This is a genomic window from Psychrobacter sp. Cmf 22.2 (assembly GCF_001921745.1).
Taxonomy (GTDB): Bacteria; Pseudomonadota; Gammaproteobacteria; order Pseudomonadales; family Moraxellaceae; genus Psychrobacter.
On the sequence record NZ_MRYA01000005.1, the window covers coordinates 37,885 to 54,686 of the forward strand.

The window sequence follows — 16,802 nt, forward strand, 5'->3', positions numbered from 1 at the left end:
TAAATATAGTTAACTGTCGCGTAATTGCGCCCCATGGTGTTGAATCAATGATTCAATAACTTTATCTGTGTTCGTTTTTACTACTTCGTCAGATAAAGTTTGATTATCATCTTGCCATACCAATGCAAATGCTAAAGAGCGTTGTCCCATTGGTACTTTTTCACCTTGATAAACATCAAACAACCACAGATCTGCTAGTAGCGCACCTGCGTTGGTACGTATCGTCGACTCTAGCGTTTGTACGCTGATATCACTGTCTACTAAGATGGCAATATCGCGACGCACTTGTGGAAACTTACTTGGCGTGGTGATGGTGTGCTGCTCACGAGCCAAGTCTAACAATGGCGCAAGTGATAACTGTGCCACCCAAGTTGTCGGCATGTCTAACTGTTTGGCGGTGCTCGGATGCAACTGACCCAACCAGCCAACATAGATGTCGTCGATATAAAGCTTTGCACTTTGACCTGGATGCAAAAAGGCCATCTCGCTACGCTCATAGCGCATGCGCGTACGATCGATTTGGGTTGGTAGTAGCTGCTCAATATCATGCTTAAGATCATAAAAGTCTAAGGCACGGTTTTGGTATGCTTGCTCATCCCAAACATCACCGACTGCTACCAAAGCGATACTTGGGGTCTGTACCAAGTTGCTGATGTTTTGGCCGACAAAGCTAAGCCCCGTCTCGAAAAACCGTACGCGCGGCTGCTGACGGTTTAAGTTATATTGCACGCAAGGCAGTAAGCTTGAGAGCAAAGTACGGCGCATCACTGCCAAATCACTAGAGATAGGATTGGCCAGAGCCAACACTTCACCTAGCGCCTCATCATCAAGTAGCGTCTCAAGTTTGGCATCACTAAAGCTAAAGCTGATCGCCTCCATATAGCCAGTATTGACTAATGCAAGCTTCATCTCATGCGTCAAATCAGCCGTATCGTCATAATCCATGCTAACTTGCAAATGCGGTAGGACACTTGGAATATTATCGTAGCCATAGATACGAGCAATCTCTTCGATCAAATCCTCGAGGATGCTCATATCAAAGCGATACGATGGCGGCGTACAGATTAGACTCTCCGCTTGCTGCTCTACCTCGAACCCCAGCTGAGTTAAGATACGCACCATGACCGCAGGTTCAATTTCGATACCGACGACCTCACGGACTTTGCTAATTGGCAAGGTAATCGGCGTACGTGCTGGCAAGTGCTCGCTATTTTCTACTTTTACTATTTGCCCAGCTTGCGAGTTCGTGACACTAGTAATCAAATTACAAGCGCGAGCCAATGCCAACTCTGGCAGCGCAAAGTCTACCCCGCGCTCAAAACGCTGTGAAGCATCGGTATGCAAGCCAAAACGGCGCGCACGGGCAGCGATGGCGAGTGGATTAAAAAAGGCACTCTCTAATACGATATTGGTTGTGCTATCGGTGACGCTACTACGCTTACCGCCCATAATCCCAGCAAGAGCCAGTACGCCTTTATCATCAGCAATGACCAACTCATCACCCGTTAGAGTAATGGTTTGCTCATTTAGTAAAGCAATGGTTTCTTTAGGCTGTGCCAAACGCACCACGATATCACCTTGAATGGTATCGGCATCAAACGCATGTAATGGCTGGCCAAGCTCCATCAATACATAGTTGGTCACATCCACCAAAAAGTTATGCGAGCGTAGTCCTGACTGCACCAAGGCATCAGCCATCCATTTTGGCGTATCGATACTGCGATCGATATTGCTAATTGACTGCAATAAATAACGCGGGCAAGCCTCCACCGCTTCTACGTTTACAGCAAATTTTGCATCGCTCTCAGTCGCTACGTTGTTGGCCGCAATCTCTGGCTGCTGCATCGGTAAATCGTTGATGACTGATATCTCACGTGCAATACCACGGACGCTAAAACAATCACCACGGTTTGGCGTGATAGAGATATCCAATATCTGATTGTCTAAGCCTAAGTATTCACGGATATCAGTACCGACTGGCGCATCAGCTGGTAGCTCAAGCAGACCATCAATATCGTCAACCAAATCAATTTCAGAAGCACCGCAAAGCATACCGTTAGAATCGACACCACGTAGGTTGCCGTTTTTAATTTTAAAGCCTGCTTTACCATTACTGGCGTCATCACTTGGCAATACGGCACCAACGGTAGCAACGGGCGCTTTCATACCGACAGTCACATTGGGAGCGCCGCAGACGATTTGTAATGGCTCAGCATCACCAATATTGACCTGCGTGACGCGCAGCTTATCGGCATCGGGATGCGGCTCAACACTGACGACTTCACCGATGACCACGCCGTGAAAGGCACGCGCAACCGCAAAGCGATCGTCAATCTCAAGCCCTGCCATAGTGAGTTGTTCGGCCAATTGCTCACTGCTATTATTAGGATTTACCCATTGACGTAGCCACTGTTCGCTAATTTTCATAAATATCTCGGGTCAGAATTTTATAATAAAGATTTTAGAATAAAGGTTGGCATCTCAATAACGACATGCTAGCCAAACTGTTTTAAGAAGCGTACATCGTTTTGGAAAAACAAACGCAAATCATCAATACCGTAATACAGCATCGCAAAGCGCTCAATACCCATGCCAAAAGCAAAGCCAGTATATTTTTCACTATCAATACCACAATTGGTCAGCACCTGCGGATGCACCATGCCGCAGCCCATGACTTCTAGCCATTTGCCATTGTCATCTAAGATATCTACTTCGGCTGAGGGCTCGGTAAACGGGAAAAATGACGGACGAAAACGCACAGTCAGTTCTTTGGCAAAGAAGGCTTCTAAAAACTCGCTAATCAACCCTTTTAACTCGGCAAAGGTGCTCGACTCTGTGACCATCAAGCCTTCTAGCTGATGAAACATCGGTGAGTGGGTTTGGTCCGAGTCGTTACGATAGACGCGACCTGGGCAGATAATACGAATCGGCGGCTCCTTCTTTTCCATCGTGCGAATTTGCACGGGGCTGGTGTGAGTGCGTAGTAAGTAATGCGCATCAAAATAAAAAGTATCGTGCATGGCGCGGGCTGGATGATGCGATGGGATATTGAGCGCTTCAAAGTTATAGTAGTCGCTCTCAACTTCAGGACCTGTCGCCACATTAAAACCCGCTTGCACAAAGTACTGCTGCATACGCTGGGTAATCATCGTCACTGGATGTAAATGGCCTTTTTGACCACCACGCGCCGACAAGGTAATGTCGATACTCTCTTTGGCAAGCTTGGCATTGAGCGCCGCGACTTCCAGCTGCTGCTGCTGGTCCGTTAATGCTTGCCCGATACGGCTACGTACGCTGTGCAACCAGCCGCCATAGGTTTTTTTATCATCGGAGCTAAGCTTGCCCATTTGCTTAGACCAACCTGTTAGCGCGCTTTTTTTGCCCGTCAACTGGACACGTAAGTCTTGAAGGGTGCGCGCATCGGTTACTTGTAGGATTAAAGCTTCAGCAGCACTAGCAAACTCGTTGAGCTGAGTCTCATTGAGCTCGCTAAGCTCTGAGGATAAGGTCGGTAGCGCCGACAAATCGGTGATAGCAGCAGGGGTAGTCATAAGACGCATTCTTCCTGATTTAAACGAACTATTAATTATAGTGATTTTTAATTGTAGGGGTTTGACCAAATATTGCAAACCATTTGCCCAGTCATTTCAATGCAAGGGCTTGTGATATAAATGGCTTGAATATGTAGACAGTTAAAATATTTTAATATAAAAAAAGCCACCGACCAGCGGTAGCTTTTATTAATATCGTACTATTAATCAATATTAGTCCTATCCATTTAAGCCATTACCCACTAAGCAATGTACCTAAAGGATGGTTAATATTTAGGCCAATTCCGCTTTTGCTTTTTCGACCAATGCTGTGAAAGTCGCTGCATCATGCATAGCGATGTCAGCAAGTACGCGACGATCGATTGCGATGTTTGCTTTTTTCAAGCCATTGATAAGGCGGCTATAGCTCAAACCGTTTAAGCGTGCACCAGCATTGATACGTGCGATCCAAAGACGACGGAAGGTACGTTTTTTGTTGCGACGGTCACGATAAGCATATTGACCAGCTTTGGTCACTGCTTGTACCGCTACGCGATAAACACGTGAACGGGCACCGTAGTAGCCTTTTGCGCGTTTTAAGATTTTTTTGTGACGGCGATTTGCCTGTACACCACGTTTTACACGGGCCATAAATTACTCCAAGATTTTGATCATTATTAAACGAATCACGATGTCTTTAAATAGTAGACATCGTTATCAAATTGCAAAGTCAAATATTTAAGAAAACAGATGACAATAGGCGATTAGATGTATGGGCACATACGACGAACTGCTGCTTCGTCAGACTTGTCTACCATCTTTAGACCGCGCAGTTGGCGGATACGTTTAGCTGATTTCTTGGTCAAGATATGGCTTTTGAAGGCTTGCTTACGCTTAAAGCCATTCGCTGTTCTTTTGAAGCGTTTTGCAGCACCGCTTCTGGTTTTCATCTTAACTTTCATGATGATTTGCCTCTTTGTCTTTGATAGAACCTGGTCGTCAAACAGTCGATAGTAAATAGTGGCTTTAAAACAACCACTAAACAGCTATTTGCCTCGAGGTGGGAGGCGCTATTTTAGCAGAAGTGTCATGATTTTGCCAAGTAAAGTTTTAAGACAACTATTTAGCCTACTGTTTGCAAAGACTGCTTCTTACGAACATCCCTTAGCTTCACGACAATAGGGTATAAGAACATCATGAAGTTTTAAGTATCGCTTTAAAAAATAGGCATTAAATGTTCAATCTTGCTCATAATTAAAGCAGTTAGTAAAATAATACTACCGCTTATTCCTAATTCGATTGAATGTCTGTCTAAGCTATGTTTTATTGATGACAATGGCGTCTCAGACGTTATGGAAACTTATGTAGGAGATAACGTTGATAGACCGTGAGTTAGAGTTTGATGATAGAGTATTTGTCTTTGAGACAGTTATGCGTGTCCGTAACACAGAGATTGATGTTGGGCAGCATTTGACGTTAGAATCTCTCATTGCATTATTGGCGGAAGCAAGAGCAAGGTTTTTGTATTCTAAAGGTATCAAAGAGATCAATGCAGAATGCCAAGGTTTGATTGTTAGTAATTTACAGCTGAACATCATTAGCCGTGTACGTGCACGTGAAGAGCTACTATTTGAAGTAGGTATAGAGCAAATATCTGACAAGAATGGCGAAATGGCTATCAAGGTGACACGTATGTATGATGGTTCACTAGTAGCAAAAGCCCGCAAATCTTTTGTTCAATATGATTATCGCTCCAATAGAAGCATATCCTTTAATAATGATATTGAAGAGGCGCTAAATCAACAACCATTTGAGCTATAATGACGTCGATTACGTGGGATTTGTAACCCTTATGCTTGCCACTTCTCTATCAACCTAAACGTCTATAAGAAGATAGATTATGACCACACCTAATTGGCTAACCTCTATAAAATTTAATACTGATGGCCTGATTCCTGTAATCGCTCAAGATTACGCTACAGGACGCATCTTAATGATGGCATGGATGAACGCTGAGTCCTTACAGCTAACGGCAAAAACGCAAACTGCAGTCTATTTTTCGCGCTCACGTAATCAGCTTTGGCACAAGGGTGAAACGTCAGGACATACTCAACAGGTGCATGATATTCGTTTAGACTGTGATGCTGATGTCATCGTGCTAAGTGTCACTCAAGTTGGAGGTATCGCCTGTCATACTGGACGTGAGTCTTGTTTTTATCAGCGCTTAGATATGACAGGAGCAGAGCCCGTCTGGCAAACAGTCGATGCTGTACTAAAAGATCCTGCTGATATCTATCAATCGAAAGAAAATGCTAGTAGTAATATAAATAATACTGTTCATAAAGAGATTATTCATAAACATACTATTTCTAATGCTAACGGCTTATCAAGCCAAGCGGCTCAGACTGCAATATTGCCACAGCTTGACCGTGTGTTGGCTGAACGTAAACAGGCATCAGCAGACAGCTCTTATGTAGCGAATTTATATGCTCGCGGACTTAATAAAATACTTGAAAAAGTAGGTGAAGAGACGACTGAGAGTATTATTGCTGCCAAAGACTTTGCTAGTTGTGACAAGCTGACAGATGAAGCACAGTACAGCGCTGCACGGCATGAGCTCATTTACGAAGTGGCCGATGTGTGGTTTCATACGTTAGTGGGGTTGGCATGGTTTGATATTGAATCTGATGCTGTATTAAATGAATTGGGACGACGTTTTGGGCTCTCAGGTATTGATGAGAAAGCAGCGAGATAGTTGTAGATAAAATAAGCTTGTGTAATTATTGTTGTTTTCAACTTTTTATCATCAGTGCGCGTTATAATGTATCTTTAATGACTTGCATCTTATTTGGCAAAAACACTTTATTGTGCGGCTGATAGATGCAATGTAATACGATATATATTGGTCTCATCAAGACATAAGGATACCGTTATGGGCAGTTTTTCCATTACCCATTGGCTAATTTTGTTGGTTGTAGTGGTTGTCGTATTTGGCACCTCTAAGCTTAGAAACGCTGGTAAAGATTTGGGCGGGGCAGTAAAAGGGTTTAAAGAAGCCGTCAAAGATGAAGAGACAGAGCATGCGCGTAAACGCCGTGTACTCGATCATGACGCCAGCTCAGATACACAGTCGACTACTTCAGTGAATTCTCAGACTGGTACTAAGGTTGATGATGTAGAAATCAGTCCTACTACTTCTAATGATAAACATAAAGTATGATGCATGTTATTTATAAGTTATTTATAAATAGTATCGTTGCATAGTATGTTCATGACTATATTTGACAATTATGTTTGATATTGGATTTTCCGAACTACTCTTGTTTGGTGTCATTGCCCTAATCGTGTTGGGCCCTGAAAAGCTACCTCAAGCTGCACGTACTGCTGGACAATGGTACGCTAAGCTACGCCGTACCGTCTCGACCCTGCAGTCTGAAATCGAAGCTGAGCTTGACTTGGCTGAAACACGTAAACAAATGCAGGATGAACTTGCTAAAATCCGTCAAACTGAAGCAGATATGAAGCGCGAAATGGCAGAGTTGCGCGGTAGTATGCAAGAGTTTGAGTATTCGCAGCACCAGAGTATGGATGCTATAAATACTCCAAACAGCTATAACTCAAACGATGATTCGTTTGAAGACGACTATGACGAAGCGATGATGAGTGAGTTAGAGGAAGAAGCATCTGGCTTGTCCTCAGACATGCCATCTGACTTTGCTTATGATTATGAGCAAGATCGACTGCCAAAAGACCCATCTGCTGTCTTTGTATCTGATACAGACGATGATAAAGACTCTGTTGATACAGACTTCGATCAGACTACCATAAATGCTAAAAAGCCCTTAGAGGCTTCTAGTAGTATACCGCAGCGCTTTATCACCAGACCATGGGAAAACATGTGGTTTCGTCTTAGTGATTATGATAAAGCCCGTCGTTTACCTGCCCCGCCCTACCTGCCCAACTATGAAGCAGACAATCTGTTGCATGACGACTTTTCGCATTCGAGTTTTTCACATCCTGATTTAGATGAAAAAATGCCACCTATTGATGAGTATTGGGAGTCTGAATTTGATGAAGATGAGTTTGAGCAATCAGAAAAGTATTCATTACAAAACTCTTCTGCTCATAATACAGATCAAGACGGTTCAAATACTCCCCCCTCGTTTACAAAACACGGGGCATCCAAATGAGTTTGTTTAAACGACAAAAGAGTCGTAAAGAGAAAATAGCGGCAATTGAAGACAGCTCATTGGAGCAAACAAACGCTGTACCCGATGACAATCCTGATGATATATTAGGCAAGCTTGTCGATATGCCCATCACTGAGCATTTGATAGAGCTGCGTCGCCATTTGATCAAAATCTGCGTGGCGATATTAGTCATATTTTTGGCATTGGTTGGGTTTTCACGCGAGCTATATAACTTTCTATCAGATCCATTGGTCGCGCAGCTACCAGTCAATTCGACCATGATTGCGACAGATATCACTTCCAACTTTATGGCGCCGATACGCCTAACTGTGTTCGTTGCTGCCTTCGTAGCGATGCCTTATATTCTTTATCAAATTTGGTCGTTTGTCGCTCCAGGTTTGTATAAAAAAGAGAAAAAAATCGCTATACCAGTGCTGACATCGTCTATCTTTTTATTTTATGCTGGTGTCGCTTTCTCTTATTTCATTGTGCTTAAAGGTGTTTTAAAGTTCTTTATCGTATTTGCACCGCAAAACGTATTACCGATGACTGATATCGACAGTTATTTGAGTTTTGCGCTCAAACTATTCATGGTATTTGGCTTGACGTTTGAGATCCCTGTAGTCACCTTACTATTGATATTGGTTGGTATCGTCTCCATTCAGGGTTTAGAAGACAAGCGGCGCTATATCATCGTTGGTTGCTTTGCCATTGCAGCGGTTGTAACGCCACCAGATGGTGTGTCTATGCTGATGTTAGCAATTCCCATGTGGTTGCTGTTCGAGCTTGGGCTATTATTGGCTAAAATACTAATTAAAGAAGATAAAAGCGCGACAACATCTGATAATGACTAAGTTGGTAGTATTGAGTTTACTGAGTATCAATAGTCAACTGAGCAAAACTGACAGCGTATTTAATTTAAATTGAACTGACGTTACGTCAATTATCTACCCACCTCTCATACATCGCTATCTTCATTTATTATCATGACTGAACTGCCAGCCATTGTTGATCTGTTTCAGTGGCTTTTTTTGACCCAGTTGTTTTTAATCACTTTTTGTACTTTAGGTAGCTTTTTATGTCCGCATCTATGCCAGCTTATATGAGCGATCCCACTGACGAGCAGCTCAGCGCGCTTAATATGGCCATGGACCATAAGTCATTTAAAGTAGTCGCTTATGCAGGTGCTGGTAAAACCACAACGTTGAAACTTATCGGTGAGCGCTTACGTGGACGCGGCTTGTATCTAGCATTTAACAAAGCCATCGCCAATGATGCAAGGCAAAAATTCCCAAGTCATGTAGACTGCCGTACCTTTCATTCACTTGCTTATCGGCATGTCGCTCGTGATATTACGGCCAAACTGTCTTTACCACGCTTTTCACCCAAACGCCTTGGCGATGATTTGGGCTTGCAACCTGTACAAGTACGGCGCCAGATGGATGGTATTAATAAATATATTACGTTAACGCCTGCTAGATTAGCGCGTTTTGTCAGTGATGCGGTTAGCAACTTTTGTAGTACTCATGCCAGTTACCCTGCGCCAAGACATATTTTGTTTCCAAGCTGGCTCGATGAGTCTGACGCTGAGCAGCTACGTGAGATGCTCTACCCTGCTGTTGAACAGCGCTGGTTACAGTCCATTGATGCCCGCCATCCTGCTGGTATCGGTCATGATATCTATCTAAAACTATGGGCATTGTCTAAGCCCAGCATTCCTGCTGACTTTATTCTATTTGATGAGGCGCAAGATGCTGACCCACTCATGATGGGTATTTTGACTCAGCAATCAAAGCAAGTTATCTATGTTGGTGACGCTCATCAGCAGATTTATGAGTGGCGCGGTGCAGTCAATGCGATGAAAAAGCTGCCATTGCCGCAAACGCTATTGACTCAATCTTTTCGCTTCGGTGAGCCAATTGCTGAAGTTGCTAATACCTTATTAAAGGCATTGCAAGAAGATGTGCCTCTCAAAGGTAATCCAGATAAACACTCATCAACAGATAAAGGTATGGTGCACAGTAAAAAAGATGCCATTCTTTGTCGTACCAATGCTGCTGCCATGGCGCAACTGTTGACTGGCCTTAAACTCGGTCATCGCGTGGCACTACAAGCGGATACGGATCGTATGCTCAAATTTTGCCAAGCTGCCGAAAACCTAAAAAACGGCAAATCTGCTTACGGTGTGCCTGAACTGGCTTATTTTTATCATTGGGGCGATGTACAAGAGTACTCTGAAACTAATGAAGGTAGCGATCTTAAAACTTTGGTCAAACTGGTCGATGATCATGGCACCAATGTCTTAAGCCAAGCAGTCAATAGTTTGACCAGTATTGAAAATGCTGATTATGTAATATCAACCGCGCATAAAGCGAAGGGGCTTGAATGGTCGCGCGTTCAGCTCGACGATGATTTTTATTATGATGTTACAACGAATGGCGTGAAGATTAATCCTGAGGAATTACGCTTACTTTATGTCGCTTGTACACGTGCGCAGGCCAATTTAGATGTGCATAATATTCAAGACTTGATATCAGGATTACAGACTGGCAAAAAAGTGATTTATGGAAATTAAGAAGCAATTTTTTAAACAACCCGTCCGCCTCCTTGCGCCTATGGAAGGGCTGACCGATCCGTTAATGCGGCAAATATTAACTCAAATTGCGTCAGATTTGGGGCGTCCTTATGATTGGTCAGTCAGTGAGTTTATTCGCGTAACTCAAACTGTCTTGCCCGCGCATGTATTTTATAAATATGTACCTGAGTTGCACCATGATGCAAAAACCGCATCTGGTACCCCTATCCATGTCCAACTACTGGGTAGCGAAGCGCAGTTGATGGCTGAGAATGCTGCCTACGCATGTGAACTGGGAGCGCCTGCTATCGATATCAACTTTGGTTGTCCTGCCAAGACGGTTAACAATCACCGAGGCGGCTCTGTGCTATTGGATGAGCCAGAAGTCATATATGAGATTATCAGTGCTGTGCGCCAAGCGGTCCCTACTCACATTCCAGTCTCTGCCAAGATTCGATTGGGCTATACCGATACCAGTCGCATGGATGATATTCGCGGGGCGATTAGCGATAGCGGTGCAGACTGGCTTACTATTCATGCGCGTACCAAAACTCAAGGTTATAAGCCACCTGCTTATTGGGACAAGATTAAAGCATTTAATAAACTTAGTATTCCAGTCATTGCTAATGGCGAGATTTGGAACGCAGAGCAATCGCAACGCTGTATGGTGCAGTCAGGGACAACACATCTTATGTTAGGACGTGGCGCTGTTACTCGTCCAGATCTGATTGCACAGATTGACCATGGCCATCAGCAGAATCTAGGAAGCAACACAACCCTATTGTGGGAGGATTTAATTACGCATCAGATTAAGTTTTTGGAAGGTCAAGCCAAAAACGATGTGGTCTTGGTTGGCCGCTACAAACAGTGGCTTGGTATGCTTACTAAAGGCTATAATGAAGCGCAGATACTGTGGGAAAATGTCAAACGAGAAAAAAATAAAGCGACTATTATAGCTGCGCTACAGTCGAGTACGCAGTTATAATTAGCCGCTTCTATGTTCAATACCTGTATAACCTTTTATAAAGGTAGACCAGCTTAGATAATTACTTAGCTAATAGTTGTTAGTAATTGTTAGTAATTTTCAGCGACAAACTAAGTGCTAATTCTAATCGCAAGATAAAATAACATCAAACAGCATATGATTGACAACACCCAAAGCACTGAACGAAACATCGATAAGTTGGCAACATAAGCCATGCCATAACCAATACGAATCAGTACATATAACCATGCCAAGGTATTGATAATCGATTGCGGGACGAAGAATAACATCGCAACTAATACCGCTGCCAAAAAGACAGGTAAGGTCTCATAACTATTTTGCTGAGCGGCATTAGCACGTGCTGCCACTCCTGTCGTACGTTGCAAGAAATCACGTGGATGTGCATTGTCAGCCAATCTAAAGCCACCAATGGCTTTTGCTGTCAGCGCCATAACTAGTGGAAGCAAACTTGCAACCACCATCGCCCAAATTGCGGCTGCAGCGGTGTCAGGGATTAACCCAAATAATGCACTCATAATTATCTCTACCCTTACCCTGCAATAACTTCAAAATCATGAGTAACATTCACCCCGCCTTGCACCAACATCCGACTGGCTGAGCAGTACTTCTCTGCTGACAACTGAATGGCTTTCTCAACTTGCTTATCTTTGATATCTTGACCGGTTACCACAAAGTGCATATGGATATCGGTATATACCGCTGGTACGGTCTCAGCGCGTTGTGCTGTCAGATCACAGCGTACATCCGTCACGTCTTGGCGAGACTTTTGCAAAATTGCTACTACGTCATAACTGGCACAACCTCCAAGCCCCAATAGTATCAGCTCCATCGGGCTTGCGCCTTTTTCTTTATCGGCATCGATTTGTACGTTATGTCCTGATGGTGATACACCCATAAATGCTTTGTTATCTTGCCAGGTAACGCTCGCTTTTGACTCTGCCATTATTCGCTATCCTTTCATAAATTTTGATTAAAACCATTAGATATTCTTGTATTTAATAATATTAACAGTACATGGTTAGTTTAGCATAGGATAAAACAGGGTTTTATAGACGATCTGTCATATAGTACAAGCCATTTTTATTGCATTAACCACATCACCCAATAGCATTGTACTTTTTCTATCGATTGGTAAGCTTAATTCATTTATCAAACATAATTACCCTTTATTCAAGCCATTGATTTTAAACGTTTAAATTCGTGAAACATTTTATAGCAAAATACTGTTACACATTTGGTCTATTTCTTGTTTTAATGATGGTAATAAAGCTTATTTTACTAGTATGAATATACCATTCACCTAACAATAATTATGATTGCTGTATTTTTATGCTATTGAGATGAGCTGTTTTTAAATAACTTTAAGGGTTTGTTCATGATAGATGCAGACGGCTTTCGCGCCAATGTCGGCATTATCTTAGCAAATACACAGGGGCAAGTTCTGTGGGCGAAACGTATTGGTCACAACGCTTGGCAGTTCCCGCAAGGCGGTATCGATCGCGGAGAGACGCCGATGGATGCGATGTACCGGGAGCTCTGGGAAGAGGTCGGATTATATCCTCGTCATGTAGACTTATTGGCAGTTACGCAAGATTGGTTGCGTTATCGTCTGCCAAAGCGCTACGTGCGCCATGGACAACATCCGCTGTGTATTGGGCAAAAACAAAAATGGTTTTTGCTGCGCTTAGATGAGCCGAACGCGCAACATATCCGCTTTGATGCGGGTAAACCTGAGTTTGATCACTGGCAGTGGGTCAGTTACTGGTATCCACTAGGACAAGTGATTCACTTTAAACGCGGGGTATACCGCCGTGCTTTGCAAGAATTGGCACGCGAGTTACCCCTTAGACAAGAGTTAATTATTCCTGAACAGGACAATCATTTGTTGATGGAATAATTAGACAACCCAATGCAGAATGCATTACGGATGCTCACATTGATATCTAGAAACTTTAGATATCAATGTGAGCATTTTCTATGGCGTATTTGAATAATCAAATTCTCGGCTTGCAATATTAGCTTTAACTGTTGCTTCTTTGGCATCATTACGCAGCGTTAAAATACTTTGTGTGCGGGTTCCATAGTTTGGTATTACTCCATCCTCAGGCCCTGTCAAATCTACAGGCTCAATATATACAGATGATAGTCTTTGTTCAATCTCAATAGCCATGCCAGTATTCGGTAGCTTATTTGCTGGAGCTGGCATGTTATCCGATAACACATTAAATGCCGCATCTTGCCAATATTCAAGCGAGTTGTTTTCCGCAATTAGCGGCAGGACTTCTTGGCGTAGTCGTCCACGCAGGCGCTCAGTCTTAAACCAGCTATCTTCTGGCTGACCGTTAGAGAGGACATGCAAGCCTGCATACAAGGGTGTTGGTGCATGGCCGCGATTATTAACGATGACAGCCTGCGCTGCATCGCCAATAATGAGGTTAAAGCCTGCGTAGTCTTGCAAGCTGATTTTCCGTGCAAAGTCCATCGGACTTATACTGCTGGACAAAAAATCCGTAACAAGCGCGCCACGTGAGCGTTCATCCAAACGTGCCTGCACACCATCGCGAAAGTTCAGTACGGCGGCCCAGCGTCCATTTTGCTCATACAAATCTGTATGTTGTTCTTGATGAATACCCAACCAAGTGCCACCACTTTGACTATCACGCCCAGCATAGATAGGTTTGTCAGACCACTGATGTAGCGGCTTAGTTGGGCGCTGCAAAAACTCATCGCGATTAGACAATAGTACTAATGGCAACTCATCAAATAGTTGCCAAGCAATGGCGACGATGCACATAAAATTCCTTTTTATTTTAAAGTTTACAGTTGTCATAACACAGCTTTACATCTTAGCGGTTTTCTACTTTTCTTTCTAGACGTTACTAGGGTCAGATAAGTTGGTACGAAGAAACTGTTTACTCCTGTACTAACAGTTATTTGGTATGCCTAAGTAGCTATTTTTGCTATTATGACCATCATTCTATTATCAATAATTATGACACTCTTATGATGATTCATCCTCAGTATGATCCCGTGGCGCTATCCTTGGGTCCAGTAGAAGTACACTGGTATGGCCTCATGTATTTATTAGCGTTTGGCGCCGCTTATGGTTTGGCTTGGTATCGCAGTACTAAGCGTGATAGCTGGTCGACTGACATGGTCTCTGACTTAGTATTTTTTGGTGCGCTTGGGGTTATATTAGGTGGTCGTATTGGCTACGTTTTGTTCTATCAGTTCGGTGAATTACTACAAAACCCAGCTTATCTCTTTAAAGTTTGGGAAGGCGGCATGTCGTTTCATGGCGGCCTAATCGGTGTCGGGCTTGGTATGCTATATTTCGCCCGTAAATATAAAAAGACGCCTTTTCAAGTACTCGACTTCATTGTACCTTGTGTACCAACAGGGCTGTTATTCGGACGTATCGGCAACTACATTAACGGCGAGCTGTGGGGACGCATATCTGATGGCGGCTATAATTGGCTGACTTATTTTCCACAAGCTGCTGCCTTTGATATGCAGCAATTGCAAGCCAATCCTCAATTACAAGAGTTGATGATGGAAGTAAATGGGCAATATCTACTACCGCGTCATCCTTCACAGCTTTATCAAGCGCTTACTGAAGGTCTGCTATTGTTCTTGTTATTGTGGTGGTATTCGTCCAAGCCGCGTCCGCGTATGGCGGTCACTGGCGTCTTTATGCTCGGTTATGGCTTCAGTCGCTTCATCGTTGAATTCTTTCGTCAGCCAGATGCCGATCAAGGCTTTATCTTATTAGGCTGGGTTACTAAGGGACAGATACTAAGCGCTCCGATGATTCTTATCGGTATTTTACTAATTATTTATGCTTACAAGCGCGATATCTATGACTGGGGTCGTCAGTCTGCCTATTAAGACGTTTTAAAATTAAGATGCATTAACATTGAGATACATCGAAACCAAAGACTATGGAATCTAAAAAATCATGATTACTACTAAGAACGAAGCAGCTTATCTTGATTTATTAAAGCTAGTATTGACTGACGGTACCGAAAAAGGGGATCGTACGGGCACAGGTACGCTAAGTCATTTTGGCGCGCAGCTGCGTTTTGACTTAGCAGATGGCTTTCCACTGTTAACGACTAAAAAAGTTCACTTCAAATCGATCGTCTATGAGCTATTATGGTTTTTGAGCGGTAGCACCCACGTCGATTATTTGCAAGAGAATGGCGTACGCATTTGGAATGAATGGGCAACAGTGGAGCAGACAGCGCGCTTCAATCGTCCTGCTGGCGATTTAGGGCCAGTATACGGTCACCAGTGGCGCAACTATGGCGCGACTAAAAATGAGGGAGGTCGCTATAATAATGACGGCGTCGATCAAATCGCTCAAGTGGTTGAGCAAATCAAGACCAACCCTAACTCCAGACGTTTAATCGTCTCAGGCTGGAATCCAGGTGAAGCCGAGCAAGTTGCCCTGCCGCCTTGCCACACGCTGTTTCAGTTCTTTGTTGCAGACAACAAGCTGTCCTGCCAGCTTTACCAGCGTTCAGCAGATTTATTCCTAGGGGTACCGTTTAATATCGCCAGCTACGCACTGTTGACTCATATGGTTGCGCAAGTTTGCGGATTAGAAGTTGGCGAATTTATCTGGACGGGTGGCGATTGTCATATCTATCAAAACCACCGTGAGCAAGTCGAGCTGCAACTGACACGCGAGCTCTATACGCTTCCAACATTGACGCTCAACCCTGATGTCGATGATATTTTTGCGTTTGAATATGAAGATATCAGCGTTGATGGTTATGAGTCGCATCCCGCTATCAAAGCAAAAGTCGCGGTATAAAAACTGTTTTTGACTTCATATTACTGATGAGAATAATAAGGATATATTATGAGTTATGCCCATACTGAAGTTGCCCAAATCGTCGCTATCGGTAGCAATCGCTGTATTGGTAAAGATAACGAGCTGCCGTGGCATATCTCAGCAGATTTGCAGCACTTTAAAAAAATGACCACCAAACAAAATAATGGCAAGGTTCAAGGTATCGTCATTATGGGGCGTAAAACTTTTGAATCGATGAACAGTAAGCCATTGCCAAAGCGCGTCAGCTTTATCATTACGACGCAGCTAGATTATGCTGAGCAAAAAGGTCTTAAAGACCGTGATGATGCATATGTCGTCCATAATTTGGATGATGCTTTAACGCAAGCTGCCAGTCTTGCACATGGTGCCCATCTTGATACGATTTGGGTTATCGGCGGTGAGCGGGTATTTAGTGACGCCTTTATGTACACTGATCGTATTGAGCTGACGCATGTAGACACCGAAATACTCGATTGCGATGCCTTTTATCCAGAGCTACCAAGCGAATTTGAAGTCGCAGAAGAGTCTGAGCAAATGAGTGATGAGAAAAGTGGATTGGATTTTAAATTTGTGACTTATATGAAAAAAGCTGATGAATAATAACCGTTCATTCATCAAAAAATATTAAAAAATTGGGGCTGTTCTAGTATGATTCTAAGGC

General features: G+C 43.3%; 18 protein-coding genes. 11 read left to right on the forward strand and 7 right to left on the reverse strand.

Translation table 11 applies throughout. The features are described from left to right. Nucleotides 1-9: 9 nt before the first annotated feature. The 4 genes from pheT to rpmI form a co-directional block, all read right to left on the reverse strand. Complete coding sequence (gene pheT, locus BTV98_RS09705) at nt 10-2,427, reverse strand: phenylalanine--tRNA ligase subunit beta (RefSeq protein WP_075103498.1); 2,418 nt, start codon at nt 2,425-2,427, stop codon at nt 10-12. Between the two features lie 68 nt (nt 2,428-2,495). Then, the gene (gene pheS / locus BTV98_RS09710) at nt 2,496-3,551 is read right to left on the reverse strand and encodes a phenylalanine--tRNA ligase subunit alpha (protein WP_075103499.1); all 1,056 of its coding nucleotides are present in this window, start codon (nt 3,549-3,551) and stop codon (nt 2,496-2,498) included. A 273-nt stretch (nt 3,552-3,824) separates the two neighbouring features. After that, nucleotides 3,825-4,181 (reverse strand): 50S ribosomal protein L20, encoded by a 357-nt coding sequence (gene rplT, locus BTV98_RS09715; protein WP_058369591.1) that lies wholly within the window; start codon nt 4,179-4,181, stop codon nt 3,825-3,827. 113 nt (nt 4,182-4,294) lie between these two features. Beyond that, nucleotides 4,295-4,492, reverse strand: coding sequence for a 50S ribosomal protein L35 (gene rpmI / locus BTV98_RS09720; RefSeq protein ID WP_058369592.1), 198 nt, complete (start codon nt 4,490-4,492; stop codon nt 4,295-4,297). A gap of 415 nt (nt 4,493-4,907) precedes the next feature. On the opposite strand from rpmI, the gene BTV98_RS09725 reads away from it, so the two are divergent. The 7 genes from BTV98_RS09725 (at nt 4,908) to BTV98_RS09755 (ending at nt 11,280) form a co-directional block, all read left to right on the forward strand. Beyond that, entirely contained in the window at nt 4,908-5,351 is a 444-nt protein-coding gene (locus tag BTV98_RS09725) for a thioesterase family protein (RefSeq protein ID WP_058369593.1), read from the forward strand. 79 nt (nt 5,352-5,430) lie between these two features. Further along, nucleotides 5,431-6,285: a bifunctional phosphoribosyl-AMP cyclohydrolase/phosphoribosyl-ATP diphosphatase HisIE gene (gene hisIE, locus BTV98_RS09730; RefSeq protein WP_075103500.1), complete on the forward strand. Its 855-nt coding sequence runs from the start codon at nt 5,431-5,433 to the stop codon at nt 6,283-6,285. A gap of 177 nt (nt 6,286-6,462) precedes the next feature. Further along, complete coding sequence (tatA, locus tag BTV98_RS09735) at nt 6,463-6,750, forward strand: Sec-independent protein translocase subunit TatA (protein WP_075103501.1); 288 nt, start codon at nt 6,463-6,465, stop codon at nt 6,748-6,750. A gap of 70 nt (nt 6,751-6,820) precedes the next feature. Beyond that, nucleotides 6,821-7,720, forward strand: a complete 900-nt coding sequence (tatB, locus tag BTV98_RS13785; RefSeq protein ID WP_256713890.1) for a Sec-independent protein translocase protein TatB — start codon at nt 6,821-6,823, stop codon at nt 7,718-7,720. Further along, nucleotides 7,717-8,574: a twin-arginine translocase subunit TatC gene (gene tatC, locus BTV98_RS09745; protein ID WP_075103502.1), complete on the forward strand. Its 858-nt coding sequence runs from the start codon at nt 7,717-7,719 to the stop codon at nt 8,572-8,574. The genes tatB and tatC overlap by 4 nt, the downstream gene beginning before the upstream one ends. A 224-nt stretch (nt 8,575-8,798) precedes the next feature. Further along, on the forward strand, nt 8,799-10,295 hold the full coding sequence (locus BTV98_RS09750; protein WP_058369597.1) for a UvrD-helicase domain-containing protein: 1,497 nt from the start codon (nt 8,799-8,801) through the stop codon (nt 10,293-10,295). Then, nucleotides 10,285-11,280, forward strand: a complete 996-nt coding sequence (locus tag BTV98_RS09755) for a tRNA-dihydrouridine synthase (protein WP_075103503.1) — start codon at nt 10,285-10,287, stop codon at nt 11,278-11,280. The genes BTV98_RS09750 and BTV98_RS09755 overlap by 11 nt, the downstream gene beginning before the upstream one ends. Nucleotides 11,281-11,390: 110 nt before the next feature. On the opposite strand, the gene BTV98_RS09760 is transcribed toward BTV98_RS09755, so the two are convergent. Both BTV98_RS09760 and BTV98_RS09765 read right to left on the reverse strand, forming a co-directional pair. Continuing rightward, complete coding sequence (locus BTV98_RS09760) at nt 11,391-11,816, reverse strand: MAPEG family protein (protein ID WP_058369599.1); 426 nt, start codon at nt 11,814-11,816, stop codon at nt 11,391-11,393. A gap of 14 nt (nt 11,817-11,830) precedes the next feature. Next, nucleotides 11,831-12,244: an OsmC family protein gene (locus BTV98_RS09765; protein WP_058369600.1), complete on the reverse strand. Its 414-nt coding sequence runs from the start codon at nt 12,242-12,244 to the stop codon at nt 11,831-11,833. 432 nt (nt 12,245-12,676) lie between these two features. On the opposite strand from BTV98_RS09765, the gene BTV98_RS09770 reads away from it, so the two are divergent. Next, nucleotides 12,677-13,198 carry an RNA pyrophosphohydrolase gene (locus BTV98_RS09770; RefSeq protein WP_058369601.1) on the forward strand — a complete coding sequence of 174 codons (522 nt, stop codon included), beginning with the start codon at nt 12,677-12,679 and terminating at the stop codon, nt 13,196-13,198. Between the two features lie 78 nt (nt 13,199-13,276). Here the strand turns inward: BTV98_RS09770 and BTV98_RS09775 are convergent, their stop codons facing one another. Then, nucleotides 13,277-14,095: an NRDE family protein gene (locus BTV98_RS09775; protein WP_075103504.1), complete on the reverse strand. Its 819-nt coding sequence runs from the start codon at nt 14,093-14,095 to the stop codon at nt 13,277-13,279. Between the two features lie 209 nt (nt 14,096-14,304). Between BTV98_RS09775 and lgt the strand changes: the two genes are divergently transcribed. The 3 genes from lgt to BTV98_RS09790 all read left to right on the forward strand — a co-directional run bounded on the left by lgt (nt 14,305) and on the right by BTV98_RS09790 (nt 16,741). Further along, nucleotides 14,305-15,189 (forward strand): prolipoprotein diacylglyceryl transferase, encoded by an 885-nt coding sequence (lgt, locus tag BTV98_RS09780; protein WP_058369603.1) that lies wholly within the window; start codon nt 14,305-14,307, stop codon nt 15,187-15,189. A 70-nt stretch (nt 15,190-15,259) separates the two neighbouring features. Then, nucleotides 15,260-16,120 carry a thymidylate synthase gene (locus BTV98_RS09785; protein WP_075103505.1) on the forward strand — a complete coding sequence of 287 codons (861 nt, stop codon included), beginning with the start codon at nt 15,260-15,262 and terminating at the stop codon, nt 16,118-16,120. A 48-nt stretch (nt 16,121-16,168) separates the two neighbouring features. Then, nucleotides 16,169-16,741 carry a dihydrofolate reductase gene (locus BTV98_RS09790; protein ID WP_058369605.1) on the forward strand — a complete coding sequence of 191 codons (573 nt, stop codon included), beginning with the start codon at nt 16,169-16,171 and terminating at the stop codon, nt 16,739-16,741. Nucleotides 16,742-16,802: the final 61 nt, after the last annotated feature.